This is a genomic window from Roseivirga seohaensis subsp. aquiponti (assembly GCF_001267955.1).
In the GTDB taxonomy this organism is placed as follows: domain Bacteria; phylum Bacteroidota; class Bacteroidia; order Cytophagales; family Cyclobacteriaceae; genus Roseivirga; species Roseivirga seohaensis.
In genome coordinates, this window is record NZ_JSVA01000002.1 from 72,356 (window position 1) to 97,162 (window position 24,807).

The 24,807-nt window shown below is 38.4% G+C and carries 22 protein-coding genes; 14 read left to right on the forward strand and 8 right to left on the reverse strand.

All coding sequences use genetic code 11. The features are described 5' to 3' along the window. Positions 1–4 precede the first annotated feature (4 nt). The 6 genes from OB69_RS01205 (at position 5) to OB69_RS01230 (ending at position 6,006) form a co-directional block, all read left to right on the forward strand. A complete protein-coding gene (locus tag OB69_RS01205; RefSeq protein WP_053221864.1) occupies positions 5–214 on the forward strand; it encodes a hypothetical protein in 210 nt (69 codons plus the stop codon). 39 nt (positions 215–253) lie between these two features. Beyond that, complete coding sequence (locus OB69_RS01210) at positions 254–1,291, forward strand: serine hydrolase domain-containing protein (RefSeq protein ID WP_053221865.1); 1,038 nt, start codon at positions 254–256, stop codon at positions 1,289–1,291. Positions 1,292–1,415: 124 nt separating this feature from the next. Then, positions 1,416–3,257, forward strand: coding sequence for a PLP-dependent aminotransferase family protein (locus OB69_RS01215; RefSeq protein WP_053221906.1), 1,842 nt, complete (start codon positions 1,416–1,418; stop codon positions 3,255–3,257). Positions 3,258–3,359: 102 nt separating this feature from the next. Further along, positions 3,360–3,818 (forward strand): tRNA (cytidine(34)-2'-O)-methyltransferase, encoded by a 459-nt coding sequence (locus tag OB69_RS01220; protein ID WP_053221866.1) that lies wholly within the window; start codon positions 3,360–3,362, stop codon positions 3,816–3,818. 55 nt (positions 3,819–3,873) lie between these two features. Further along, positions 3,874–4,455 carry an alpha-ketoglutarate-dependent dioxygenase AlkB gene (locus OB69_RS01225; protein ID WP_053221867.1) on the forward strand — a complete coding sequence of 194 codons (582 nt, stop codon included), beginning with the start codon at positions 3,874–3,876 and terminating at the stop codon, positions 4,453–4,455. Between the two features lie 132 nt (positions 4,456–4,587). Next, entirely contained in the window at positions 4,588–6,006 is a 1,419-nt protein-coding gene (locus tag OB69_RS01230) for an SDR family oxidoreductase (protein WP_053221868.1), read from the forward strand. Between the two features lie 26 nt (positions 6,007–6,032). Here OB69_RS01230 and OB69_RS01235 read toward each other — a convergent pair whose 3' ends face one another. Beyond that, positions 6,033–6,455 (reverse strand): DUF4442 domain-containing protein, encoded by a 423-nt coding sequence (locus OB69_RS01235; RefSeq protein ID WP_245620759.1) that lies wholly within the window; start codon positions 6,453–6,455, stop codon positions 6,033–6,035. A 114-nt stretch (positions 6,456–6,569) separates the two neighbouring features. Here OB69_RS01235 and OB69_RS01240 point away from each other — a divergent pair, with 114 nt between their 5' ends. Beyond that, entirely contained in the window at positions 6,570–7,004 is a 435-nt protein-coding gene (locus OB69_RS01240) for a peptidylprolyl isomerase (protein ID WP_053221870.1), read from the forward strand. A 79-nt stretch (positions 7,005–7,083) separates the two neighbouring features. Here OB69_RS01240 and OB69_RS01245 read toward each other — a convergent pair whose 3' ends face one another. Genes OB69_RS01245 through OB69_RS01260 form a run of 4 tightly spaced genes read right to left on the reverse strand, consistent with a single transcriptional unit; the run spans position 7,084 to position 12,055 of the window. After that, positions 7,084–8,799, reverse strand: a complete 1,716-nt coding sequence (locus tag OB69_RS01245; protein ID WP_053221907.1) for a M28 family peptidase — start codon at positions 8,797–8,799, stop codon at positions 7,084–7,086. A 36-nt stretch (positions 8,800–8,835) separates the two neighbouring features. After that, positions 8,836–9,423, reverse strand: coding sequence for a 3'-5' exonuclease (locus OB69_RS01250; protein ID WP_053221871.1), 588 nt, complete (start codon positions 9,421–9,423; stop codon positions 8,836–8,838). Then, positions 9,420–10,898, reverse strand: coding sequence for a Na+/H+ antiporter NhaC (gene nhaC, locus OB69_RS01255; protein ID WP_053221872.1), 1,479 nt, complete (start codon positions 10,896–10,898; stop codon positions 9,420–9,422). Before nhaC ends, OB69_RS01250 begins: the two co-directional genes overlap by 4 nt. Before the next feature lie 41 nt (positions 10,899–10,939). After that, complete coding sequence (locus OB69_RS01260) at positions 10,940–12,055, reverse strand: NAD(P)/FAD-dependent oxidoreductase (protein ID WP_053221873.1); 1,116 nt, start codon at positions 12,053–12,055, stop codon at positions 10,940–10,942. 50 nt (positions 12,056–12,105) lie between these two features. On the opposite strand from OB69_RS01260, the gene OB69_RS01265 reads away from it, so the two are divergent. From OB69_RS01265 to OB69_RS01280, 4 genes are all read left to right on the forward strand, one after another. After that, positions 12,106–12,615, forward strand: a complete 510-nt coding sequence (locus OB69_RS01265; protein ID WP_053221874.1) for a DUF4442 domain-containing protein — start codon at positions 12,106–12,108, stop codon at positions 12,613–12,615. Positions 12,616–12,689: 74 nt separating this feature from the next. Next, positions 12,690–13,841, forward strand: a complete 1,152-nt coding sequence (locus OB69_RS01270; protein ID WP_053221908.1) for a DUF2911 domain-containing protein — start codon at positions 12,690–12,692, stop codon at positions 13,839–13,841. Positions 13,842–14,113: 272 nt separating this feature from the next. Further along, positions 14,114–14,719 carry a hypothetical protein gene (locus tag OB69_RS01275; RefSeq protein WP_157608461.1) on the forward strand — a complete coding sequence of 202 codons (606 nt, stop codon included), beginning with the start codon at positions 14,114–14,116 and terminating at the stop codon, positions 14,717–14,719. 127 nt (positions 14,720–14,846) lie between these two features. Continuing rightward, on the forward strand, positions 14,847–16,010 hold the full coding sequence (locus OB69_RS01280) for a DUF3667 domain-containing protein (RefSeq protein ID WP_053221876.1): 1,164 nt from the start codon (positions 14,847–14,849) through the stop codon (positions 16,008–16,010). Here OB69_RS01280 and hemL read toward each other — a convergent pair. Genes hemL through guaA form a run of 3 tightly spaced genes read right to left on the reverse strand, consistent with a single transcriptional unit; the run spans position 16,007 to position 20,664 of the window. Then, a complete protein-coding gene (hemL, locus tag OB69_RS01285; RefSeq protein ID WP_053221877.1) occupies positions 16,007–17,299 on the reverse strand; it encodes a glutamate-1-semialdehyde 2,1-aminomutase in 1,293 nt (430 codons plus the stop codon). The two genes, OB69_RS01280 and hemL, sit on opposite strands and share 4 nt — an antisense overlap. A gap of 6 nt (positions 17,300–17,305) precedes the next feature. After that, positions 17,306–19,132, reverse strand: coding sequence for an ABC transporter substrate-binding protein (locus tag OB69_RS01290; RefSeq protein ID WP_185096840.1), 1,827 nt, complete (start codon positions 19,130–19,132; stop codon positions 17,306–17,308). A 2-nt stretch (positions 19,133–19,134) separates the two neighbouring features. Continuing rightward, entirely contained in the window at positions 19,135–20,664 is a 1,530-nt protein-coding gene (gene guaA, locus OB69_RS01295; RefSeq protein ID WP_053221879.1) for a glutamine-hydrolyzing GMP synthase, read from the reverse strand. A 164-nt stretch (positions 20,665–20,828) separates the two neighbouring features. Here guaA and OB69_RS01300 point away from each other — a divergent pair, with 164 nt between their 5' ends. From OB69_RS01300 to OB69_RS01310, 3 genes are all read left to right on the forward strand, one after another. Beyond that, a complete protein-coding gene (locus OB69_RS01300) occupies positions 20,829–21,239 on the forward strand; it encodes a DUF3052 family protein (protein ID WP_053221880.1) in 411 nt (136 codons plus the stop codon). 168 nt (positions 21,240–21,407) lie between these two features. Then, a complete protein-coding gene (locus OB69_RS01305) occupies positions 21,408–24,134 on the forward strand; it encodes a VPS10 domain-containing protein (protein ID WP_082338020.1) in 2,727 nt (908 codons plus the stop codon). Between the two features lie 164 nt (positions 24,135–24,298). Beyond that, positions 24,299–24,805, forward strand: a complete 507-nt coding sequence (locus OB69_RS01310) for a hypothetical protein (RefSeq protein ID WP_053221881.1) — start codon at positions 24,299–24,301, stop codon at positions 24,803–24,805. Positions 24,806–24,807: the final 2 nt, after the last annotated feature.

Sequence of the window (24,807 nt, forward strand, 5' to 3'; positions counted from 1 at the left end):
AACTATGGAGCAAGAAGGGCCTAAATCAATTCATGAACAAAAGAAGTTAAAGTCGGAAAGGATTACGACTGCCCTTATGATCGGGCTTTTGGTAGGTATTTTTATTTATAGTGCCATTACCAATGGCTTTAAGTTCTTCACATTTTTCCCTTTGATTCTTGCCTATTTTTTCTTCTTAAAAAGAAAGAAACCTAATTCAGAAAATAAAACATAAAGGCGCTCCATTAATGTTCATCTCAAATTTTCAAAACGCATGAAAAAGAAAGAAGCCAAAAGACATTTTAAAATAATATTCATTCTGGCGAGCGTAGGTTCTTTATTTTTTGTGCCTTGGATTTTAGTTTGGGCTTGGATATTACCACTTCCAAGCAACGTTCAGGAACAAGCAAACGAAGCCCTTGACCATGGATTTGAAGGGATTATCGTTTATGTTGACGAGGCCGGAAAACCACCCGAGTTTTATGCCGCTGGCTGGCACAACCGTGAAAAGAAAATACCGGCTTACCCACAAGCCTTATTCAAACTAGCCAGTATTAATAAATTATACACTGCTGTATCGATAACAAAACTTACTGCTGATGGCCGCTTGTCGCTGGATAAAACGCTAACTGATTATCTTCCTGAACTCAACGGAAGAATTGAGAATGCCAATGCGATTACCCTAAGAATGATGGTGCAGCATAGAAGTGGAATTCCGAATTATACTGACACCCCCGATTATTGGGCGGCTCCAAAAGAAAGCAATAAGGAAAATCTAGATTTAGTACTGGATAAACCCGCCAATTTCAAACCCGACACCGACTATGAATACAGCAATACTAATTACCTATTGCTCACCGAAATTATGGATAAAGTATTGGGCTACCCTCATTTTCAGTTCATCCAGGAAGAAATTCTTAACCGACTTCAGTTAAAAAACACATTTGCTTCTATTAATGATGTGAATATAGATAATGTAATGAGTGGTTATCATGTTGGACACCCTTATGATTTAAAAACCGATAACCAAGGAATGTTGGCATCGGCAGAGGATGTGGGGATTTTCATAAGGGCATTGAACGATGGATCATTATTCGATGAAGGAGAACAGAAAATCTATTCATCAATTTACGAATATGAACACAAGGGCTGGGTACCTGGCTATCAGAGCATTGCAAAGTATCACAAAGACATCGACACGGTGATTATTCAATTTACAAATACAACAGACCCCAAATTATACAACTGGAATTTGGCTGACATAATTTACAACCGCATTGTTAAGATCGTAAAGCGCGAAAAAAACCAGTAATGCTTTGCAAGCCCACTTAAAAAGCAAGTCTATTTTTGAAGCTATAGTAAACACAAAACCTGCACTAAGATTTACATAATAAAGCGAATTGATGTATTATAGCGGCCTATCTAATTTTCAAATTATGGAAGGCAGTAAAACGCTCAATTATATTAAAGAGGTATTAGAAAATATGCCAGCAGATTGGCTGAAACTAACTACCCATCGACTAGATATTTATGATGAATCAAAGGCTAAAACTCAATTTTTAGAGCAGTTTGAAACCTTATTTAAAAATGGCGATGCTTCAACTTCGGCATTAAATGCATTACCAACGGCATATGATTATATACGATTAGGTCATCCCCTATCTTGTGTATTAGAATGGGCTATAGCGCATTTCAATAATTTAAAACCACAAAATGTAATTAGTTTTTCTTCGAAAACGGCTCCTATTTTGGCCATTCTAAGAAAGAACTTACTGACCCATAAAAAGACCCAAATCAATTATACGGGCGAATTACCTGCTTACTTCGATACCGAATTACTAAAAAGTGTTTACGGTTATCAGTTTGAATTGAATATAGTAGAAAAGGCTTCAGAAGTTTCCGCCTTTGATGGCAGTACTGTTTTCATTTCTGAGCAAAATGAAATTTCTGCAATTGATTCTAACTCGAATATTGATTTTGTGATTAACCTTCACGCTCAATTAGGAAGTGTGATATTGGTAAATGAAAATAATGAAAGCTACATCTCTGAAATTCAGCATGTAAGAAGAAGAGAAACCATTGCAATGACGCCTTCCAATTGCCTTGTAGCTTTAAGGGCGCTAGTGGGGCAATCTTCTTTCGACATTCAGAAAAGTAATGTAGAAACAGACAAACAATTGGTTTTAGGTTTACTGAAGAACATTACCGGCACGACCATAAAACCGCTCGTAGCTTCTAGTGGGCTTTCTATGCAATATGCCATTATGATGGGGCTCGTTCATGACGCGCTTGAAAACCATAAAGGAAAGGCCATCAAATTTGTAGTGCCTCCAAATTGCTATGGTGGTACAAACGACCAAGCCAGACGCGTTGCGGCTTGCCTAGATAATGTAGAAGTAGTGGATTTACTCGTAGACGGAGATAATGACATGGTTCGAAGCATCGATTCCGTATTGAAGAAAATCGCTCAGGAAGATGCCATTCCGTATATTATTGCTGAAATCCCTACCAATCCTCGGGTTGAAGTTCCCGACCTTCAAGCATTAAAAGCTGTTTTAAGCAAAGTGCGCAAAACTAGTAATGGAACAGACGCCATCGATTCAGTCTTCGTTTTAGACCAAACCTTTTGCCCTAATTTCCACTTTTTAGGCGAGGGCGAAATACTCTCAACCATGAAGGCCATTTCTTATGCCAGTGGTTCTAAGTTTCCAAGTGGTGGAAAATGTACCGCAGGTTACGTGGTTGGAAATAACAAAACTGAGGCTTTGATGGGCCACATAGAAAAACACCTAACACTCTGCGATAACGAAGCTACGGATCTTCAGTATGAAATCTTAGCAAAGCAATTGCCTTCAATGAACCAAAGAATCATTGATGCTTATAAGAACACCCGTGAGTTTGTAAACTTCATTCACGAAACGCTGCCTACTGCGAAAATCAATTTCGTTTCAGAAGAACTGGCTGAGCAAGGCTTTATGCCATCTGTATTTTCATTAGACCTTCCTACCAAAGGGAATACTGCCGAAGAAAAAGAAGCTTATAAAAGAGCCTTGAATCATAAGCTAATCGACTTGATGATTACAGAAATTCCAAATGAAAGTAAATACTGCGTAAGTTATGGCCAGCTAAAAGGTTGTTACTGGACAATCCCAGCAACTTCTACCCAAGGCACAACCAAAGAAGGCGACAAGGATTATATTGCTCGAGTAGCACTTTCTGCTAATATGGACCTTGAACTCCATAAAAAAGTGTTTAAAGAGTTTGTAGATAGTATTTAAAAAATTGGGAGGTGATAAGAGCCTCCTACTATTTCTATTCCGCTTGGGTTGACTTTTCTTTAACAAGATGCAATCAAAAGTCACTAGCAAATCAAAAAAACCATGGGATTTAATATTGTATTGATTGAACCAGAAATACCCACGAACACAGGAAATATAGGCCGCCTAAGTTTGGCCTCTGGATCTAAATTACATTTAGTAAAACCCTTTGGTTTCGAACTGAATGATAAACGAGTAAAAAGGGCTGGATTAGATTACTGGAAGCACGTTTCTCTCTTCATTTATGAAAGCATTAACGATTTCTATGCAAGAAACAAAGGAGGAGATTTTGTTTACTTCTCTAGTCATGGAACTCAAGATTACTGCGAAATAGATTACAAAGACGACATGTTCTTAGTTTTTGGAAAAGAATCAAGTGGTTTACCAGAAAGCATAGTTTCGGAAAACACCAATTCAGTATTCAGTATTCCTATTTATAGTCCTCATATTCGAAGTTTAAATTTAGCCAATGCAGTGAGTATAGTGGTTTACGAAGGCATCAGAAATTTAAGAGTGCATTAAAGGATACATAAACTAAGTTATTTAAACCTAAACTGTATACACAGAAAGCTATAATATGAATCCATTCAACAATGTAGTCAGCTATGATGAGGGTTTTATGTCCGAAGAAGAAGCAAATGAGTTGTTCACTCATTTATTAGGGTATAGTGAACTCACAAGTATGATGGAAATGGATACTGTTAGCGGTGATTCTTTCAAATTTAATTTTGGGAAGATGATGTTTATAGATCAAGAACTTCTAGAAGCAAATCAATTCCCGGAATCTACATGGGGGAAAACTATGCCTTGGTCTGAGGAGATGAAATCCATAAAAAAACGTATCGAAAAACACACAAGTCAGGAGTTTAGAACATGCGTTTGTATTTTCTACCCTGACGGAAATTCTGGAGTAGATTATCATTCTGATAAACCTGCCTTTGGAGATACTTCTATAATACCAGCTATAAGTTTAGGAGAAGAACGGCCATTTTATTTGAGAGAAAATGAAACCATGAAAGAAAGTGCAATCACACTGAAACATGGTAGTTTATTGATAATGAATAAGGGCTGTCAGGAAAAATTTGAACATAGCTTACCAACAAACCCAATCTATAAAAACCCAAGAATAAGTCTAACATTTAGGAAATTCGGAGACTGAGGCTGAAAATAGCGCAATTAACCATTGAACTTCACGCCTGAAAGAATTTCATTGATTTTACAACAACCAACTACCATTTCAGGTTGATATTCCAGCAGATATTAAATAAAACCGCTGCGTTTAATTAAGTACATGAGAATACTACTCACAGGCGCATCAGGATACATCGGCAAAAGGCTTCTTCCCATATTAGTTGAATCGGGTCACCAAGTTATCTGCTGTGTTAGAGATGTTAATAGATTTACCCCTCCACAATCACTAAAGTCGAAGATCGAAGTTATTCAGGTTGACTTACTTGATAAAGCTTCTTTAGACGCTATTCCTAAAGATATTGACGGTGCATTTTATTTAGTTCATTCTATGTCTGCCTCCTCCGATTATGAATCGTTAGAGAAAGAATCAGCCGTAAATTTTAGAGAGGCAATGAGTAAAACGCAAATAGAACATGTGGTCTATTTGAGTGGGATTGTAAATGAATCAGCTTTATCGAAACACCTAGCTTCAAGGAAAAACGTAGAAACAGAACTCGGAAAAGGAAATTACAACTTAACCACGCTAAGGGCAGGGATTATTATTGGTTCTGGAAGTGCTTCGTTTGAAATAATGAGGGATTTGGTAGAGAAATTGCCCATTATGGTTACGCCCAAATGGCTCAACACCAAATGTCAGCCTATTGGAATTTCAGATGTAATAAAGATTCTCTCTCAAAGCCTACTGAACCCTAAAACTTATAACAGAGATTTTGATATTGGAGGGCCTGATGTACTTTCATACAAAGAAATGCTCATTGAGTTTGGCCGCATACGCAACCTCAAGCGATATATATTTACTGTTCCGGTAATGACACCCAAACTCTCCTCCTATTGGCTATATTTTGTAACCTCAACCTCTTACAAACTTGCCACGGCATTGGTCAATAGCATGAAAGTAGAAGTGATTTGCAGGAATGACGATATTAATAAAATACTGGGAATACAGCCCTTGAATTATCAAGAATCGTTGAAAAAGGCCTTCAGTAAAATCGAAAGAAACGAAGTAGTATCCAGTTGGAAAGATGCTTTTATAAGTAGTGATTTTGAATTTAAGCTATCAGATTTTCTCGAAGTCCCCACTTTTGGTTGTTTTAAAGATGTTAGAGAGAAAAAGCTTACAGACCGTGAATATTCGATCAATAAAATCTGGAGTATTGGAGGTGAAAACGGTTGGTATTATGGAAACTGGCTGTGGAAATTGAGAGGCTTTTTAGATAAACTATCTGGCGGAGTGGGGCTAAGAAGAGGCCGTACTTCCTTAACCTCTTTAAACGCTGGCGATGCATTAGACTTCTGGAGAGTTTTGTATGCTGATAAAGAAGAAGGGAGATTGCTTTTATATGCTGAAATGAAATTACCTGGTGATGCATGGCTTGAATTCCGAATTATTGGAGACAAACTAGTTCAAACCGCCACCTTCAGACCCTTAGGTTTGTTTGGTCGGTTATACTGGTTCTCGGTGCTTCCCTTTCACGGCTTAATTTTTCAAGGCATGATAAATAGGTTAACAACCCCTTGATGAATTGATAAATTTAAAAGTTCTACCTAGCCTTCTTTCTTCCTTACATAAATTGTTTTATGCACTTCACAAACCACATTTTCTTCTTCATCCGTAACGGTTAGATCAAAGTAATAATCTTTCTTACCAGCGGCTGTCACTTCTTCTTTTATCTGGGTTAAAAGCGGCTCGGTTAATTCAAACACGCACTTCACTGTTCCTTTGCCGGGTCTTTTAAATCGAATGGAGGCCGCTTTATCCCAAACAATATAATCACGTCCTAAGGTGTTCATCAGTAAAAGCATATAAAACGGATCGCACATTGAAGCTAAAGAACCTCCAAAATGTACTCCTACGAGGTTTTTGTTCCACCAGCGTAGTTTCATTTGCACCTCGGCCTTCATAAAATCGTCAGACAAGTAAGTGAGTTTAATGCCCGCCCCCAAAAACGGAGGGTACCAATTAATCATTTTCACTTTTTGTTTTCGGGAAAGTAGTGGCATAATTTCTATTCTTTTTAAAAGGTGAAACGTGTTTTGTTCTGAAACGCTTAGCTTTGTACTTCAAATTTATCATAACAATTCATGACAGCAGAAATACAAACCGAAAAAGGGGTAATGAAAGTTGAGTTCTATGAAAAGGACGCCCCAAACACAGTGAAGAATTTTACTGACTTGGCTAAGAAAGGCTTTTATGATGGACTTACTTTCCATCGTGTACTTCCAAACTTCGTAATCCAAGGTGGTTGCCCTAATGGCACTGGTGCTGGTGGCCCTGGTTACAAAATCGATTGTGAATTAGATGGTGATAACCAATACCACGATCGTGGTGTGCTTTCAATGGCGCATGCAGGCAGAAATACTGGTGGTTCTCAGTTCTTCATTTGCCATAGCAGAGATAATACTGCTCATTTAGACAGAAATCATACTTGCTTTGGCAAAGTGGTTGAAGGCGTAGATATTGTTGATGAAATCCGTCAGGGTGATAAAATCAATAAAATCGTTGTACACGAAGATTAAACAAAAGCTCATTTCATAATAAAGCCTCGGTCTGAATATTCAAACCGAGGCTTTTTTGATTCTTTAAAACAAGAAAAGACTACTTCAACTGCCCTAAAACAAGATTTCTATAGCCCATTAATGCATCTTGAGTTGATGATAAGTTATTCTTGAAGGCTTCCATATTTTTTGGTTCAATATCTAAAGTAGCATTAAACACATCTCTGTAATAATCTGCCCAAGTACTGATAATGTCTTTTTGTTCTGCTAGATCAGCCCCATTGGCAATTGCATCTTTACTCAATTTCAATTCGGCCTGCAGACGCATCGTAGCCGACATTGAAGCCTCATACAGCACCACATCAGCCAAACGATCGCTGTTTTCAGTAAGCATTAAAGAGATAATCATCGCGCCAATTCCTACATTCTTTAAAGTCACAGGCGATACTTTGTCTATTCTATCTTGGTCGGTGTGATAAAACTGATCGGTAAAGTGCCAGAGCAATAGGCCCGGAATATTGGCTTGAAGAAATGGCGTATGATCGCTACCTCCTTCAAATGGGTTATAATTTACTTCCCAATTCTTTTTATCGCCAATCATTTCGAAAACACCAATGGTCAGGTCGTTGAAATAATGCGGCTTCAATTGATCCTTCTTTAAAGGTCTTCCGCCCCATTCTGTATGCTTTTCCTTTCCTCTGGTCCAAATGGCTCCTGGATCAGGCATTTTTTCAATTAAGAAAGAACCGCCAGTAATGGCTGTGTTCTCTCCCACCATATCAAGGCTCATCCCCCATTTTATGCCTTTTGCACGTTCAGCGTCTTCTTGCACGTATCTACGAGTGGAAACAATTTCATCGCCAAATAAATAAGTAATGGTGCGTTCAGGGTTTACCTTTCCAGCTTTAAAAAGTCTGGCAGTAGAAGAAGCTACTTCCCCCAAAGCCCCTACTCCGCTCGCATTATCGTTTGCCCCCGGCTCTTGCACATGGGCGCTGAAAACAAAACGTTCATCTGGCAATGTGCTTCCTTTCAACTCCGCTACTAGTGTCAATTCTTCTGATTCGTAAATTTTGGTCTCTAGGTTGATCTTCACTTTTGTTTGCCCCGCCAAAACAGCCTTTTTCAGCACTTCATGTGCCTTATATGAAAGTAAAACACCAAAAGCTTTGGCTTCAGGGTCGTTAGGAATTCCAGTAAAAGAAATAGAATTTTGATGCTTTTCTGGCTGGTTATAGCTTGGCAAACCATAAGTAATCACTCCAGCAGCACCATGTTTTTTCACCGCCTCATTAAAGGTTCGGCTAGGGCTACCTTCCGTCATTACCACCTTGCCCTTTAAGTCCATTCCGTTCAGACTTTCGGCAGATACCTTTTCAACATACACCACTTCGTATTCCTTTTCGCCATCAGTGCTATACGAATAGGAAGCAATCATATTGAAATTGGTTTTAAGGTTAAGCAACTCCTGATTTCCAATTTTCAAAGAGCCTGAAACAGGTTCCCAAGTGGGGCGCGACATGGCTCGTTTCTCAATTCTATAGGTAAGTCGATCGGTAGGTTTTGCATTTTCTTCTAATACATAACCCGCCATTTTTAGCTTTTCTACTACATGGTAAATACTGTTATTGAAACCTTCGTTTCCAGCCAATCGCCAGTATTGCTGCACGTAATCTACGGTCTGAAAAGCCGATTCTTGATTAAATTCGGCATCGGCCATGTTGTAGTAATTTTCTACAAACGAGTCTAACTGTTGGGCATTTGCCTGAAATACAGACAGCACGAGCCCCAAAAACAAAATCAGTGTTTTTTTCATTTTCAATTTATCAAATACCATTCTTGGTAAGGTTGTCTAATCTATAAAGCCCCATTCATCGAGCTTATTGTATATCTCTAAACAAATCCATGCATCGGTAGCGGCATAACGTATTTGCTTTTCGGTTAGCTGCTCTACTTCCCAATTAGAAGTTTGAGCAGACTTCGAAATGCGAATTCCCATAATCATACCTGCTAAGTTTCTGGCGCCTACATTTTCGGCACCAATATCAGCGAACTTCTTATTCAAATCTAAAAAGCCCTGTTGATTGAAAGGTTGTAGATTATTCAATAGGTTGAAATCGTCTTCCAAACCAATTCCAACTTTGGTAATATTAGGGTTCTCCATAAAATCAACAATACAAGGCAAAAGCCCTGAATGTAATATTCTAAGCAGATATACTTTTTCTGGCGTTCCTATTTGAATAAGAGAGATTCTACGAATCTGGCCTTTTTTGAAGGTAGGTTTGGCCTCGGTATCAAAGCCTACTACATCAAACTGATTAATTTCATCCATTGCCTGTTGAATGGATTCTTTTGTATTTGCAATGACCACTTTTCCTTTATAACCAGAAAGCGGTAATTCCATTAACTCTGCCTTGGTTATTGATTTGGTAAAACTCATTCGGCTGCTAGTTCTTCTTCGGTCTCTTCAACTTTTGAAGGATCTATTTTTTTGATTTTAATATTGAGGTAAGCAAAAGCTATTGTCATCAGCGGACTTATTAAATTGAAGAAAGCGTAAGGTATATAAGCCCCGGTAGCTACACCCAATACGCTTGAATGGTAAGCTCCACAGGTGTTCCAAGGAATAAGTACCGAAGTTACCGTACCCGAATCTTCTAAAGTTCTTGAAAGGTTTTCTGGTGCAAGCCCTTTTTGCTTATAAATATCAGCATACATTCTGCCTGGCACCACAATGGCTAAATATTGATCTGATGCTGTACCATTAAAGAAAATGGTAGTTCCAGCTGTAGCGGTAACCAATGAACCCGTAGAACTTACTTTCGAAATTACTGCAGCTGCAATTCGTTTTAATAAACCAGTTCTTTCCATTACTCCTCCAAAAATCATGGCTGAAACAATTAACCAAACGGTGTTGAGCATTCCGGCCATACCACCAGAAGTTAATAATTCGTCTACCATTGCATTACCTGTAACCACACTAATATCTCCGTAAAGCGATTTCATAATACCTACAAAAGTAACTTCCCAATTAGCACCTTCCCATCCAGCAACCGATGTAACTACTTCGGGTTGAAAAATCAACGCGAAAATAGCTCCCAACAGAGCACCAATTAGAATGGCCGGAATGGCTGGCATTTTCTTTAGAATCATTGCGATTACAGCCAAAGGCACTAAAAATAACCATCCGTTAATATTAAAACGTGAAGAAATGGCTGTTAGAATCTCACCCGTTTCGTTAATATCTCCACTTGCAGAACTGGTAAAACCTAAAATCAAAAACAAGATTAATGCAATGATAATTGACGGCACGGTAGTTAATGTCATGTACCTGATATGGGTAAATAAATCCGTTCCTGCCATTGCTGGAGCTAAATTGGTAGTATCTGATAATGGCGACATTTTATCTCCAAAATAGGCACCTGAAAGAATCGCTCCAGCAACCATACCCTCATTCAAGCCCAAGGCCTGACCTATTCCAATTAGTGCAATACCAACAGTAGCTGCGGTGGTCCAAGAACTACCAGTGGCCATTGAAACAACAGCACAAATAACACAAGCAGCAAAAAGAAAAATGGTGGGATTAAGGATTTGTAAACCATAGTATATCATGGCGGGTACAATTCCACTTAGCAACCAAGTTCCGGCCAAACAGCCAATCAAAAGTAAAATGATGATGGAAGCCATAGCAGAACTGATACTTTTCACAATTCCACTTTGAATAGTATCCCATTTATATCCCAACTTAAGCGCCACCAAAGTAGCTACCCCAGCCGAAAGAATTAGAATTATTTGGTTTGAGCCATCAAGAGAGGAATCTCCAAAGATTCTAACATTGATAAAAAGGGCTACTACTAAAAAGATAATTGGTATAAAAGCCTGAAAAAGAGTAGGCTTACTTTGAGTATTCGTCATAGTTCTTTTGAAGTCAGGATTTGAAGATAAGAAGATTTATTTTATTCGAGCATTAGAGATGCTAAACGCTGTCCAACTTTGCTTCCAACGGCAACTCCCATACCTCCTAGCCTAACTCCCAAAACAATATTTTCGCTGTGTTTTTTAACGATAGGTTGTTTTGTTTTACCAAAAGCCATAATGCCTGCCCAAGCCATATCTACCTCAAAATTTTGGTTGGGAAGAATAATGTTCTTCAAATCTGATTTTAGTTTATCCAAGATCAGTTCCCGTACCTCGAACTCTGTACTTTCTTCCCCCTCAATATCTAAGTTTCTTCCTCCTCCAAAAATGATTCGATCTTCATAATTACGGAAATAATAATAGCCTTCTTCGTAATGAAAAGTACCTTTAAATGGAAGATTAACTATTGGCTTTGTTACCAAAACCACCCCTCTACCCGGTTTTAGTTCTGTTTCTGGCAATAATTTTCGGGTAAATGCATTGCTACAAATGGCCAGTTTTCTGGCTTTAAAACTTGCTTGGGGTGTATTAACTGTTACGCCTTCTGAAGTTTCTTCAAAAGAAAGCACTTCACAATTAGTAAACACTTTAATACCCAATTGTTGTGCGAAACTTTCGAGGGCTTTCATCATTTTACCGGTGTCGATTTGCGCCTCCAATGGGTTTTCAATAAGGGATTTAACATGAGTCTGGTTAAAACCAAAAGTTTTGATCAGGTCATATCTTTCAGAATAGACCTTCCTATTAAAAATCGGTTTTAATAAATGATTTACTTTATCAATAGCGTCTAATGCCAATAAATCATGTTGAAAGAGCAATTCATAGCCTCCGTAATTTTTGAAGCCAATATTATCGTCACCTAAGCGCGAACGAAGAAGCTCGAGCCCCTTCCAGCGAAACTCAACAAGTTCTTGCACCTCTTCTTCTGTCATTCCCTTCAAGTCATTCATAATCTCAGTAAGGCTACCAAAACAGGCAAAACCAGCATTTTTGGTGCTTGCGCCAGTCGGGAAAGTACCCCGTTCTAAAATAGCTACCGACTGCATCGGGAATTCTTCTTTTATGGCCACAGCTGTGGAAAGCCCTACTATTCCCCCTCCTATTATTATATGATCGAAATTTATAAATGATTCTCTTTCCCAAAAACTGAGCATATTCTATGTATTTAAAGAAACTTGCCTAAATTAATTGAAAAATGTAAACCATGTTCGATCCCGCCCAACTCTTAGAAAAAGCAAAAAATTCAAAACGTCATTTATCACTTCTTAATTGGGGGCTTGCCCGAATGATTCCTTTCAACAAACCTCATGGAATTAAGATCGTATCTATTGGCGATAAATCTGTTAAAACTCTATTCCCCTACAAGCGAAGCAACTTCAATCATATTAAAGGTTTACACGCTTGCGGCTTAGCTACTGTATCTGAATTTACAACAGGTATTGTTTTACTTTCCACCTTAGATGCCAAACAATACCGAATTATTATGCAGAAAATGGAAATGAACTACCATTACCAAGGTAAAATGGATTCGTTTGCTGAATTTTCTGTAACCGATGAGTGGCTCGAGAATGAAGTAATTGCCCCTTTAAAAACTCAAGAATCTATAGTAGTCAATTGCGAAGTAAAAACACACGATAGCGAGGGAAACCATTTAACCACGGGCAATATCTATTGGCAAATTAAAGCATGGAATAAGGTTAGAACAAAAGCTTAACCACTGATATAAAGGCTGTTTGTAGCATTAGTACTTTAGTTTATCTTTCTCATAATAGAATTATGTCAAGCCTTATGAAAAAGATATTCCTTGCCTTATTGGTAGCCACTGTTGTTGCCTCCTGTAAATCTCCAAACACATCCAACGAAGCTGGTTTTATCACTTTATTAGGAAATGACACTTTAGCGGTAGAGTCATTCAGCAAGTCGGAGGGTTATTTTACAGCCAAAGTGGTACTGCGTTCACCTAGCATTTCTTTAAGAAAATACGATCTAACTTTTGCAAATGGCGACTTTTCAACTTTAGAAGTCACGGACTACGATCCTACTCAAGGCTTTAATGGCGCTGGAACTTTGGTTCAAAGAATGACCAGACTGCAAGACAGTCTTCGAGTAGAATCAGAAAGTAGAGATGGTACAACGGTCAGAACAGTAGCATTCGAAAAAGACATGCTTCCGTTTATAGATATGGTACACTGGCCTTACGACTTAGCTTTTAATAAAGCAGTTCAAAGTCCTAACGACAGTATTAATCAGAGACTTTGGACTGGAAGAGGCTTTTCTACTTTTATAATCGCCAAAGAAGGAAGTGACAGCCTTACAATCCGCCACCCTTCTAGAGGTGTTATGGGCGTTGATATTCATGAAAATGGAGACATTCAATTGTTAGATGCCGGGCTTACTACTAGAAAACTGAAAGTTCATAGAGTTAATACTGTAGACATAAATAAGGTTGCGGCCTCTTTTGCTGAAGCTGACAAAAATGGAAAAACCTTTGGCGAACTTTCTGGAGCTCCAGAAGAACACTTTGAATTTAAAGGTGCTGAATTTGATGTATCTTATGGTTCGCCACAAAAACGAGGCAGAGAAATATTCGGAGGGATTGTTCCTTGGGGACAGCTTTGGAGAACTGGCGCCAACAGAGCCACACATTTTAAAACCTCTAAAAACCTTAAAATTGGTGATCTTAATGTGCCTGCAGGTGAATACACCTTTTTTACTATCCCAGAGCCCGATGGCGGAACCTTGATTATCAACAAGCAGACAGGCCAAAATGGACAGTCATATAACCAAGATCGTGATTTGGGGCGAGTTCCAATGCAGATCAATCAGCAAAAAGAGGTTACAGAACCCTTTACTATTAAAATAGAAGAATCAGAAAATGGGGGAGTAATTAAGTTAATATGGGATCAAACAGTGTTCTCAATCGATTTTGTCATTCTCTGATCACTAGCGAGCTAAGAAATAAAAACTTAACAAAATTCAATACTTTTTACACACACAATTTTTCGTATTTCACAAGCAAAACGAAGCTGTAAAATCAAAAAAAGTGGGCTAAAGCATCCTAATTAATGATTTAGTAACGCTTACCCTTTTGGAAAAGAATGATATTCTTTGTTACTTCAAATCGGCTCTTCAACCAAAAGCGCCAATTACTAGACCTAAACACCCGTGTGATGCAATCATTGAAGATGAATCCTTTTTTTGGAGGGTTTTTCATGTTACGCAATAAAAGCCAGCGCTACAAAGTAAGCAAAAGTGATTTCTATGAAGGAAAGAACTTTTTAGCAAACCAATCTCGACTCCTCAACCTTACTAATAACCTAAGAAACACCAACAAATTAAACACGGATAAGAACATCCGTTTTTACGGAGTAAGCTTTGGCCAAACAACAAAAGAAGCCGTTAAGCATTTAGGCAAGCCAAACTATATTTCACGAAAGAAATCCGTATTAAAAAATCATAAGATTCTCTTCTACAGAATCACTGTTTGTAATGTTAACTGTATACTACAATTCCACTTTTTAAAAGATGAATTTTTCTTGGGCGTAATTGAAGTGAAAAACACTTCTATTCAACTCCATAAAGAAATAACAGATTTAGTGCGTAAAAAATACAATGTACAGCAAGAAGACTGGGTTGGCACTTTAGTAGATAGTGAAGATAATACACTGGAAATACAGGAAGGGATGATACAACGAATGACTTATTTTTCGGGAAGTCTGTCCGTTCGAAACGAAATACAAGCACAAGTAGCAAAGATTCATGTCTTAAAAGAAAAGCACGGGCAGTTGAATCATGACATGATTCTGAAAATGATCTAAAAAACTTACACCTAAATACTACTCATTAAAAGAGCTGGGAGATTTTCTAGCTCTTTTTTCTTGCCCCATATTTGGGGAATGGTATTAAGCACCTATCTTTAACTTTAGGGAAAACACTTTTTTTTGAATGAAAGCCAAAAAACGTAGAAGTACGCACTGTAGTAATTGTGAGAGTGCGTTGGAAGAAAGTTATAACTTTTGCCCTACCTGCGGACAATCCAATACCGATAATAATATCACATTTTCAATTCTAATCAGGGAGTTTTTAGACAACTACCTTGGGGTAGATTCTAAGATGGCCAACAGCATTATGCCGTTTTTATTCAGCCCTGGTAAGCTCACGAATAGGTTTCAGGATGGTAAAATTAAGCACTTCATTCATCCAGTAAGGCTTTATTTAGTACTCAGTGTATTCTACTTTTTTGTTATTTCGTACCTGCTCAGTTTCGATCTTAGAGAACTAGGTGACGACAGTTTTAGTATTCCTGCCAGGACCGACATTGAGGAACTTCGCAATGACCCAGATTTTGCTATTCTTACGGATTCACTCAAAATAAAAGCCTTAAACGACTCGCTCGTGAAGCAATTTAGTGGTATTGGTAACTTCAATATGCTCTATGATTCACTCGTAAGTAAATACGATTCCGCTATTATAAATAACACCCAAGTAACATTAAATGCAGTTGATCTTATTGCTTCGAACGAGAATGAACATTTTCTTGATAAAACAAACCGATGGGCTAGAGACAGGCACATGAGTGACGATGCTTTTATGGACTCTTTAATGGGAGGAAAAGGTCGTTATAAGGTTTTTAATATTACAGACACTACTAGTGGAGAAGATGCTCGACACCTTAAATCACAAGTGAGAAAGGTTTTTAAAAATGAAGAAGGTTTCAAAGGCTTTATTCTTGGCAACCTTCCTATTATGATGTTTTTGCTTATTCCGCTTTTTGCCTTAGTACTTAAAGTAGTTTACGCAAGACGTAACCACCTGTATATCAAACATATTGTACACGCGCTTCATGTACATTCTTTTGCCTACTTTATTTATGGCATCAGTTTATTGGTGATGTTCAAGCTATTGGTAGGTCACTCAGGGTGGCAGGTCATCGTTGGAATATTAACTTTTATTGGAGTAAGTACTTATGTATATATTTCCTTCTTAAATGTGTACAAACAGGGCTGGTTTAAAACCCTAGTTAAGTTTAACATTGTAGGCTTTATTTACATTATACTCTTACAGATTTTCTTCAGCTTCGAAATCTTTATGAGCTTCTGGTACTATTAATGAATAGCTTTTAATGACTTGTAGTTGGCTTCAATAATTTTATCGGCTAGTTCTTCGGTAATTGAATCAGAAATAAAGAGTGTTTCGAACTGAGATGGAGCCAAATAAACGCCATTATTGAGCATCTCTCTAAAGTATTTACCAAACATAGTCGTATCGCAAGTTTTAGCAGAATCAAAGTCGGTAACCTTCTGATCTGTAAAGAAAATACTGATCATGGACCCAATTCTATTCATAGTATATGGCAACCCTAACCCATCAAGATTCTTCTGAAAACCTTCTTCTATTCGCTGAGTAATTTTTGCCAAACGATCATATAAACCACTCTCATTCTTAATGAGATTTAGCATAGCTAAGCCAGCAGCCATTGCCACGGGATTTCCTGAAAGTGTTCCAGCTTGGTAAACTGGTCCTACTGGAGAAACAAAATCCATTATTTCTTTTTTACCACCATAAGCCCCCACTGGCATTCCACCACCAATAATTTTCCCTAAAGTGGTTAAATCAGCTTGTACATCAAAAACACCTTGTGCTCCTGACTTTGACAAACGGAAGCCCGTCATTACTTCATCAAAAATAAGTATGATTCCATACTGGTCGCACAATGTTCTTAAACCTTGTAAGTAACCTTCTTTAGGTAGAATACAACCCATGTTTCCAGCCACTGGCTCAAGAATTATTGCCGCCACTTCATTCCCTACTGTATGTAGTAAATCTTTGACCTTCTCGAGGTCGTTAAAAGGAAGGGTAAGGGTATCTGCAGCGGTTCCCTTAGTTACTCCCGGACTATCTGGCGCTCCCATCGTCATTGCTCCAGAACCTGCCGCAATCAAAAATGAGTCACCGTGTCCGTGATAACAGCCTTCGAATTTAATTATCTTATCTCTGCCCGTATACCCTCTTGCTAATCGCACAGCAGACATGGTAGCTTCGGTACCAGAATTCACCATTCGCACTTTTTCAATGGAAGGAAACATACTGCAAATCATTTCCGCCATTTCTATTTCAGCGTTGGTAGGCCCGCCAAAAGAAAGCGATCCTTTCACTGCTTCAATTACAGCTGACTCAATTTTATCATTGGCATGCCCAAAAAGCATTGGCCCCCAAGAATTAATAAGCTCAATAAAAGCGTTATCATCCTCATCGTACATAAATGCTCCTTTTGCTTTTTTAATAAAAAGCGGATTTCCTCCTACAGATTTAAAAGCACGAACTGGAGAATTTACACCACCTGGAATAGATTTTTGAGCTTGGTCAAATAGCTTTTGACTGCGAGAAGAGTTGAGCATGAGAAATTAATTATTTGATTTTTTTACTTTCGAATCGACCATTCTTAAGATCGGTGTATACCTATTGTCGTTTGAGAGCTGATAGCTAAATCTTTCAGTTAATTCACCTGGTACCGTTTCTACAGTTTTTAAACCCAATTGAAAGTACTTTCCATACTGATTCAGCAACCTACCATAAGTAACCATAATGTCGTAACCGATGTAGGCATCACCTAGCCTATCTTCTTTTCTAGGTACAGCAGAGAACTTATTTAAATAGCGTTCTCTAAATTCCGTTACGCTAGCTTTATCATAATCAATCCAGTTAGAGCCTGTGAATACAGCTTCTACCCTTTCTAATTGCTGAAATGAAATGGACTGTTCAGAACTTAACCAGCGAGATGAGCCTACATAATAGATGGTGTCTTCTCGGGCATCGATACCACTAATAACACTTGCAGAGAGCGAAGGGATATCGGAAGCGATAAAGATATGACCAATACTATCGGGCATTATGCCCAACTTTTCTTCTAGAAAATCATCTCCCGAGTACTTCTCCCATTTCTTTACGCCAGCGTTTAATAGTGAGTCCATTTCAGCAATCATTCGAGCACGCCTAGCAGAATCTTTATCAACTTTGATTTTTTCTACCAGCATTTGCTGAATTTTAGCTGATTCATTTGGCCTTACCATTTGCTCAATTACCACATTGAATGTATCCTTTTCTATCAGCTTTCTATAAAGCTGAGCCCTAGGCTTATCTGCTTCGCTAGCATAGAATATCGCTACATTCTTGTTCTTTGTCAGGTATTTTCGAGCATATTCTGCTGCACTTATGGCCAAAGACTCATTGCTTGGGTAATACAGAAAAGCAAATGGGTTATCGATCAAGATTTCACCATTTGAAGATAACGGGTTAATAAAATTGATCTTATTCTCTTTGGAAAACCTAACTACTTCGCCAATTGGGCCTGGGTAAGCAGGGCCAACTATTAAGTCGAGCTCTTTGAGTTTAGGGTCGGCTAGAATAGCACGGGTTGTTGTTGCGCTCGTTTTGGTATCGAAGGTCATCAAATTGATATTGATGTTTTCTTCCGCCAACTTCTCTAAACCTAATTTCATTCCTTGGAGAAAACGAACAGGCCAATCATTCATCATTCGGACTAGACTGATAGAGTCTGATCCGTATTGAAAAGGGAAAAACAAACCAATGTTATAGACATCCTTTTTAGGAGAGAAATCTACTCCGTCAATATTTGCTTCGGGATTAATTTTGAAGGTAGTAATAAGGCTATCAATCAAAACAAAGTTTCGATCCATCACATTATCTGAAAGTAACGAAGTCAATAAGTTAGAAGCAATAATTGGATCTGGATGGTCTTTAAGCAAAGACTTTAACTGATCTCTGTCATTTACCTTAGCTATGTGTTCAATTTTAAGGGCCTCAATTTCTTCCTTGAAATTATTATCATTTATCGATGCTAAATGGCTTAATCCAGCTTCGAGTTCACCACTTTCTAAAGCAATTTTCGCCTGCCAAAAATTAATCTCATTGGCCGACTCTAACCAATTTGGATACTTCTCTTCCAACTGTGTGAATAGCTGTTGTGCCATTGCTGCATCACCTGAATGATAAGCCGAAATGGCTTCGTAAAAACCAGCATACCTCACTAAGTCATTATCCTGATCTAGAGCAGTAATTTGCTTAAACCTTCCCATTGCCAAAGCATATTGATCGCGGTCCAACAAAGCCTTTGCTTCGTCAAACATGGATTTAATATCTTGAGCGAAGGCTGAAGAACCAACAAACAATAAGAAGGTCAATACTATAAAACAGCGGGTCTTAATTATCATGTTTATTCCCATTCTATCGTAGCCGGTGGTTTAGAACTGATATCATACACCACTCTGTTTACTCCTTTTACTTGATTGATAATTTTATTCGAAATATCCTGCAAAAACTCATACGGTAAATTACACCAATCGGCTGTCATACCGTCTACACTGCTCACGGCCCTAAGTGCTACCACTTTTTCATAGGTACGTTCATCGCCCATTACTCCAACCGACTGAACTGGGAGTAGCATTGCACCTGCCTGCCACACATCATCATATAAACCAGCTTCTTTCAAACCATTGATAAAAATGTAGTCCACTTCTTGAAGAATAGCCACTTTTTCAGCGGTAATATCTCCTAAAATACGAATTCCCAAACCTGGGCCTGGAAAAGGGTGTCTGCCCAGAATATTTGGATCGATCTCTAAAGTTTTTCCTACAAGTCTTACACCGTCTTTGAAAAGCGTATTCAACGGCTCAACTACCTTCAAGTTCATTTTATCAGGTAAACCTCCAACGTTGTGATGCGACTTTATTGTGGCCGATGGGCCGTTAACCGAAACAGACTCAATAATATCTGGGTAGATAGTGCCCTGCCCCAACCATTTTACGCCTTGAATTTTCTGTGCTTCTTGATCAAAAACTTCAATAAACACTCTACCGATGGCTTTACGTTTTCCTTCAGGATCAGAAATTCCTTCAAGGGCTTTGTAGAACTGATCTTTGGCATTAACGCCTTTTACGTTTAAGCCCATTCCTTTGTACGACTCTAAAACGCTTTCAAATTCGTTCTTTCTTAAAAGTCCGTTATCTACAAAAATACAATGTAGATTTTCGCCAATAGCTTTATGAATAAGTACAGCAGCTACTGAAGAATCGACTCCTCCTGAAAGACCAAGCACTACTTTATCATTTCCTAGTTTTTCCTTAAGCTCGGCTACAGTAGATTCTACAAATACATCTGGGGTCCAATCTTGACTACAATTTGCGATATGCACCACGAAATTTCTTAGCAACTCTTTCCCTTCAGTGGAATGGGTTACCTCTGGGTGAAACTGAATTCCGTAGGTTTCTTCATTACGAATTTTATACGCAGCTACCTTAACGCTTGGTGTGCTGGCAATTATATCGAAATCTGCGGGAAGATCGGAAATTGTATCTCCATGCGACATCCACACTTGCGAACCCAAATTGATTTCTTTCATCAAATCGGAATGCATATCTACATGATTCAACTTAGCACGACCATATTCTCTGATTTCGGAAGGCAACACATTGCCTCCAAATTTCTGAGCCATAAGTTGAGCACCATAGCAAACACCTAATAAAGGCAATTTACCTCTGAACTGACTAAGGTCTAAATCAGGGGAACCTGCATCTCTTACAGAACAAGGACTACCTGAAAGAATGACTCCTTTAATGTCGTCTGTAATGGGTGGAATATTGTTAAAAGGGTGGATTTCGCAATAGACATTGAGTTCTCTTACTCTACGGGCAATTAGTTGAGTGTATTGAGAACCGAAATCCAGAATAAGTATCTGTTCAGCCATGCGCAAAAATAATACTCAAGTCGACTAATCACTAATAAATGACAAGTAATTGTATCGCATCTTTTAAGTAGAAAAGATAAACCGTCCGTATTGCCAATTGGAAACAACTTCCATAACTTGAAACTGATGACACCAGATTAAATTATATTCAACACTACAAAATAATGAGCGGATATTCTGGCACCCCATTGGCTAAAAAATTAGGAATTAAGGAAGACTTCAAAGTCATGCTCATAAATCCACCTGACTATTACAACGGTCTATTTGAAAGCCTACCTGATCATATTGAATTTATTGAGGATCAAAGTGAAGTTCAGGTCGATTTTATTCATTTTTTCACCAAGTCTGAAGAAGAACTTTCAAACAGAATCTTAGCCCTAAAATTAAGACTTAAACCGAGTGGAATGTTATGGATTTCTTGGCCTAAAAAAGCCTCAAAAGTTTTCACCGATATTAACGATAGTGTAGTGAGAAGAATTGGTTTAGAAAGCGGTTTGGTTGATGTAAAGGTTTGTGCCGTTGATGAAATTTGGTCGGGGTTAAAGTTTGTTTTTCGTTTAAAAGACCGAGACTAATTTGAATTTTTAATTTGGCCAAACAGCTAATTTACCAAATGATAATCAACCAGTTCAATTCATACATTAATGAATCCTATCACAATCAAACCATTCATGTAATCTTTGCACCCGTTTTTTGCCCACGGTCTAAATTGAAGTAATTTAACACGATTCAAATCAATAACTATGAAATTTAGATTTACAAAAAACATTAAGATCGCTAGCTTTTTGCTTGTCTTATTGTGCTTTGCAGCTCCGTTTGCCCAAGCGCAAAAGATTCCGGCCAATGTAGCCGACAAAATTCATTTTAGAGACATTGGCCCAACCCGACAAGGTGGACGTTATGTGGATTTTGCAGTAGTAGACAAATCAACCAAAATTATCTATGCTGCAACGGCATCGGGTGGTGTATGGAAAACTGTGAATAACGGAATTTCATGGGAGCCAATTTTCGACAATGAGAATATTATTTCTGTAGGCGCCATTGCCGTAGACCAAAAAAACAATGATGTAGTTTGGGTAGGTACAGGTGAAGCCAACAACTCTAGAAGCTCTTACTGGGGAAATGGTATCTATAAATCTACTGATGCAGGAAAAACTTGGACCAACATGGGGCTTCCTGAATCACATCACATCGGTAGAATACTTATTGACCCTAAAAACTCAGACATAGTATACGTAGCAGCTTTAGGTAAACTTTATTCAGACAACCCAGAAAGAGGCTTGTACAAAACAACCAACGGTGGTAAAACTTGGACCAAAGTTCTTGAGGTTAAAAAAGAGGATGGAAAATTCATTGGCGTAGTAGATGTGGCCATGAGTCCGAAAGACCCGAACACACTAATTGCAGCAGCTTACGATAAAATCAGAACGCCTTGGACTTTCAATGAAGGTGGTGAAGGTAGTGGAATCTATAAATCAACTAATGGTGGTAAAACTTGGAAAAAGTTAACCAAAGGTCTTCCGGGTGGCTTCTTAGGTAGAATTGGTGTGGCTTATGCACCAAGCAACTCTAAAGTGGTTTATGCGAACGTTGAAAACGTAAACGTTAAGGGCATTTCTACAGAAGAGAGAAGAAAAATGTTAGAGATTGGTATTCCTTTAGAAAGAGGTCAATCTGTAGACGGAACAGAAATGTATCGTTCTGACGATGGTGGAGAGTCTTGGAAGAAAATCAGCCCTGATGGAGTAGATATTGGTGGCGCCCCTTCTTACTACTACCAACAGGTAAGAGTTAATCCTAAAGATCCTGACCATGTATATGTAATTGGTATTGGCATGTGGGAATCTAGAAATGGCGGAGAAACTTGGGAAACTCCTTTTAGATTCGGTGGAGACAACCACGCGATGTGGATTGACCCGGCAGACCCTGAGCACATGCTATTAGGCTACGACCACGGAATGGGAATTACTTATGATGGTGGTAAAACTTGGTATCACCCTGATGAAATTCCATTGGCGCAGTTCTATGCTGTTGATGTAGATATGGCTTATCCTTACAATGTATATGGTGGTTTACAAGATAACGGTTCGGTAAGAGGCCCAAGTTCTAAAAGAGGTGGAGCTTCTATTGGACTGGAAGACTGGAACCGTACAGGTGGCGGAGATGGTATGTACAATGTTGTAGACAGAACAAACAACCGTTACCTATACAATGAGTCTCAATTTGGTCCGCTTTCAAGACTAGACATGGAAACTGGCGAAAGCAAAAGCATTCGTTATACTGGCGATCGTAATATGCGTTGGAACTGGAACGCTCCAATTATAGTATCACAACACAATAGCGATGTGATTTATCATGCCGGAAACAAAGTGGTTAAGTCGAACTTCAGAGGTGAAAGCTGGACAGAAATCAGTGGTGATTTATCTAAAAATGACGCTGTTAAAGCCAATGGTACAGGTAATATTCAATACGGAACCATTACTACTTTAGAAGAATCTCCAATTAATGCCAACGAGCTTTGGGCAGGAACAGACGATGGTAATGTGCATGTTACACGTGACGGAGGTAAAACATGGACGAATCTAAACGCTAACATTCCTAACAACCCTGAATATTGGGTGAGCAGAATTGAAGCTTCTGCACACGTTCCTGGTACTGCTTACCTATCATACAACGGAATGCGTAGAGATGTTTTCACCCCATACCTTTACAAAACAACAGACTATGGAAAAACATGGACTTCAATTGCTGCTGGTCTTCCAACTGAACCTGTAAACGTAATTCGCGAAGACCACAAAAACCCTAATTTGTTATTTGTAGGGACAGAACTTTCTGTATACGCAAGTATTGATGGTGGTAAAAACTGGACAAAGCTTAGCAATAATTACCCTACTAACCCAGCCTACGACATGGTGATTCACCCAAGAGAAAATGAGCTTGTTGTGGCTACACATGGTAGAGGTATTTTTATTGCAGATATTAGCCCACTTCAAGGCTTAACTGCCGAAGCAATGAATTCAGATGTTACATTATTTGATGTACAGCCTGCGGTTCAGTGGGTACGCGGTTTAAGTAATACTTCTGCTTACACTAACTTTGACGGAGAAAGCCGTGCAGATGGTGTTCATATCAATTTCCACGCAAAGAACGCTGGCAAAGCAACCATCAAAATCCTTAAAGGTACAAGAGAGATTTACAAAACTGAGGTAAACGCCAAAGCTGGGTTAAATCAAATGATTTGGGGAATGGACGAAATTGTTAGCGAAAGATCTGCTGCTCAACTACAACAAATGAGAGAGCGTTTCGAGCGTTTTGGAATGAGCGGTGAAGATTTGGAAGAAAGAATCGCTCAATCGAGATACATCACTAAATCAACCCAACCAGGCGAGTTTACTGTTGTTCTTGAAATGAACGGCAAGAAACAAAGTAAAGAAACCAGAGTACTTCAAGACATCTGGTATAAAAAGTAATCGTTTTAAATTTTGATTGTATATAAAGAGGTTGATCGTTAATGATCAACCTCTTTTGTTTTCAACTCCAATCAAGCACTTAAAGATTTAACAAGTCTTAAAACAAAGAAAACGGATTGCTCAAATAATTTTGTTTACTTCGTGATCTCAAAAATTAGTATTCAATGCGTATTAAGATTACCCTTTCAGCTCTTTTAATTTTTGCAATAGCAGTAAGTTGTAAAAAAGAAAGTGTTCCCCAAAAACCAACAGACTTCAATTTTAAGGTTAAAATGTCTGACAAAATTAATGACGCTACTATTATAAGTGGTCTTTATGGCCATTTGAAAAAATTTGAAGGTTTAGACAGCGTAGGAGTACCTGTGCAGAATAGCATTCTTCTGTATGACATTGAACATAAAGAAACCATAGAGGGGGTAGCCTACCAAAGTGAAGGAACTACTTTTTACGATCTCAAAAAGCTGAAGAAAAAGGATATTGAACCAAAGTTTACTGTGATTCCAAATAAAAACGGCTTTTACCAATTTGATTTAGGAGACCTTGAGTATTGCGTACTTATAGAGGTTAAGAAAAATACAGGATACTACAGAGGCGGAATGCAAGTAATTAAGGGAGCCTCTGATCAATTAAACGACAGAGAACTTCGTATTGACTATAAATCTACAAGATGATT

Bases quoted from the DNA above. Each gene is read 5' to 3' on its own strand.
- OB69_RS01205 (WP_053221864.1), top strand. From the start codon at position 5: ATGGAGCAAGAAGGGCCTAAATCAATTCATGAACAAAAGAAGTTAAAG.
- OB69_RS01210 (WP_053221865.1), top strand. From the start codon at position 254: ATGAAAAAGAAAGAAGCCAAAAGACATTTTAAAATAATATTCATTCTG.
- OB69_RS01215 (WP_053221906.1), top strand. From the start codon at position 1,416: ATGGAAGGCAGTAAAACGCTCAATTATATTAAAGAGGTATTAGAAAAT.
- OB69_RS01220 (WP_053221866.1), top strand. From the start codon at position 3,360: ATGGGATTTAATATTGTATTGATTGAACCAGAAATACCCACGAACACA.
- OB69_RS01225 (WP_053221867.1), top strand. From the start codon at position 3,874: ATGAATCCATTCAACAATGTAGTCAGCTATGATGAGGGTTTTATGTCC.
- OB69_RS01230 (WP_053221868.1), top strand. From the start codon at position 4,588: ATGAGAATACTACTCACAGGCGCATCAGGATACATCGGCAAAAGGCTT.
- OB69_RS01235 (WP_245620759.1), bottom strand. From the start codon at position 6,455: ATGATTAATTGGTACCCTCCGTTTTTGGGGGCGGGCATTAAACTCACT.
- OB69_RS01240 (WP_053221870.1), top strand. From the start codon at position 6,570: ATGACAGCAGAAATACAAACCGAAAAAGGGGTAATGAAAGTTGAGTTC.
- OB69_RS01245 (WP_053221907.1), bottom strand. From the start codon at position 8,799: ATGAAAAAAACACTGATTTTGTTTTTGGGGCTCGTGCTGTCTGTATTT.
- OB69_RS01250 (WP_053221871.1), bottom strand. From the start codon at position 9,423: ATGAGTTTTACCAAATCAATAACCAAGGCAGAGTTAATGGAATTACCG.
- nhaC (WP_053221872.1), bottom strand. From the start codon at position 10,898: ATGACGAATACTCAAAGTAAGCCTACTCTTTTTCAGGCTTTTATACCA.
- OB69_RS01260 (WP_053221873.1), bottom strand. From the start codon at position 12,055: ATGCTCAGTTTTTGGGAAAGAGAATCATTTATAAATTTCGATCATATA.
- OB69_RS01265 (WP_053221874.1), top strand. From the start codon at position 12,106: ATGTTCGATCCCGCCCAACTCTTAGAAAAAGCAAAAAATTCAAAACGT.
- OB69_RS01270 (WP_053221908.1), top strand. From the start codon at position 12,690: ATGAAAAAGATATTCCTTGCCTTATTGGTAGCCACTGTTGTTGCCTCC.
- OB69_RS01275 (WP_157608461.1), top strand. From the start codon at position 14,114: ATGTTACGCAATAAAAGCCAGCGCTACAAAGTAAGCAAAAGTGATTTC.
- OB69_RS01280 (WP_053221876.1), top strand. From the start codon at position 14,847: ATGAAAGCCAAAAAACGTAGAAGTACGCACTGTAGTAATTGTGAGAGT.
- hemL (WP_053221877.1), bottom strand. From the start codon at position 17,299: ATGCTCAACTCTTCTCGCAGTCAAAAGCTATTTGACCAAGCTCAAAAA.
- OB69_RS01290 (WP_185096840.1), bottom strand. From the start codon at position 19,132: ATGATAATTAAGACCCGCTGTTTTATAGTATTGACCTTCTTATTGTTT.
- guaA (WP_053221879.1), bottom strand. From the start codon at position 20,664: ATGGCTGAACAGATACTTATTCTGGATTTCGGTTCTCAATACACTCAA.
- OB69_RS01300 (WP_053221880.1), top strand. From the start codon at position 20,829: ATGAGCGGATATTCTGGCACCCCATTGGCTAAAAAATTAGGAATTAAG.
- OB69_RS01305 (WP_082338020.1), top strand. From the start codon at position 21,408: ATGAAATTTAGATTTACAAAAAACATTAAGATCGCTAGCTTTTTGCTT.
- OB69_RS01310 (WP_053221881.1), top strand. From the start codon at position 24,299: ATGCGTATTAAGATTACCCTTTCAGCTCTTTTAATTTTTGCAATAGCA.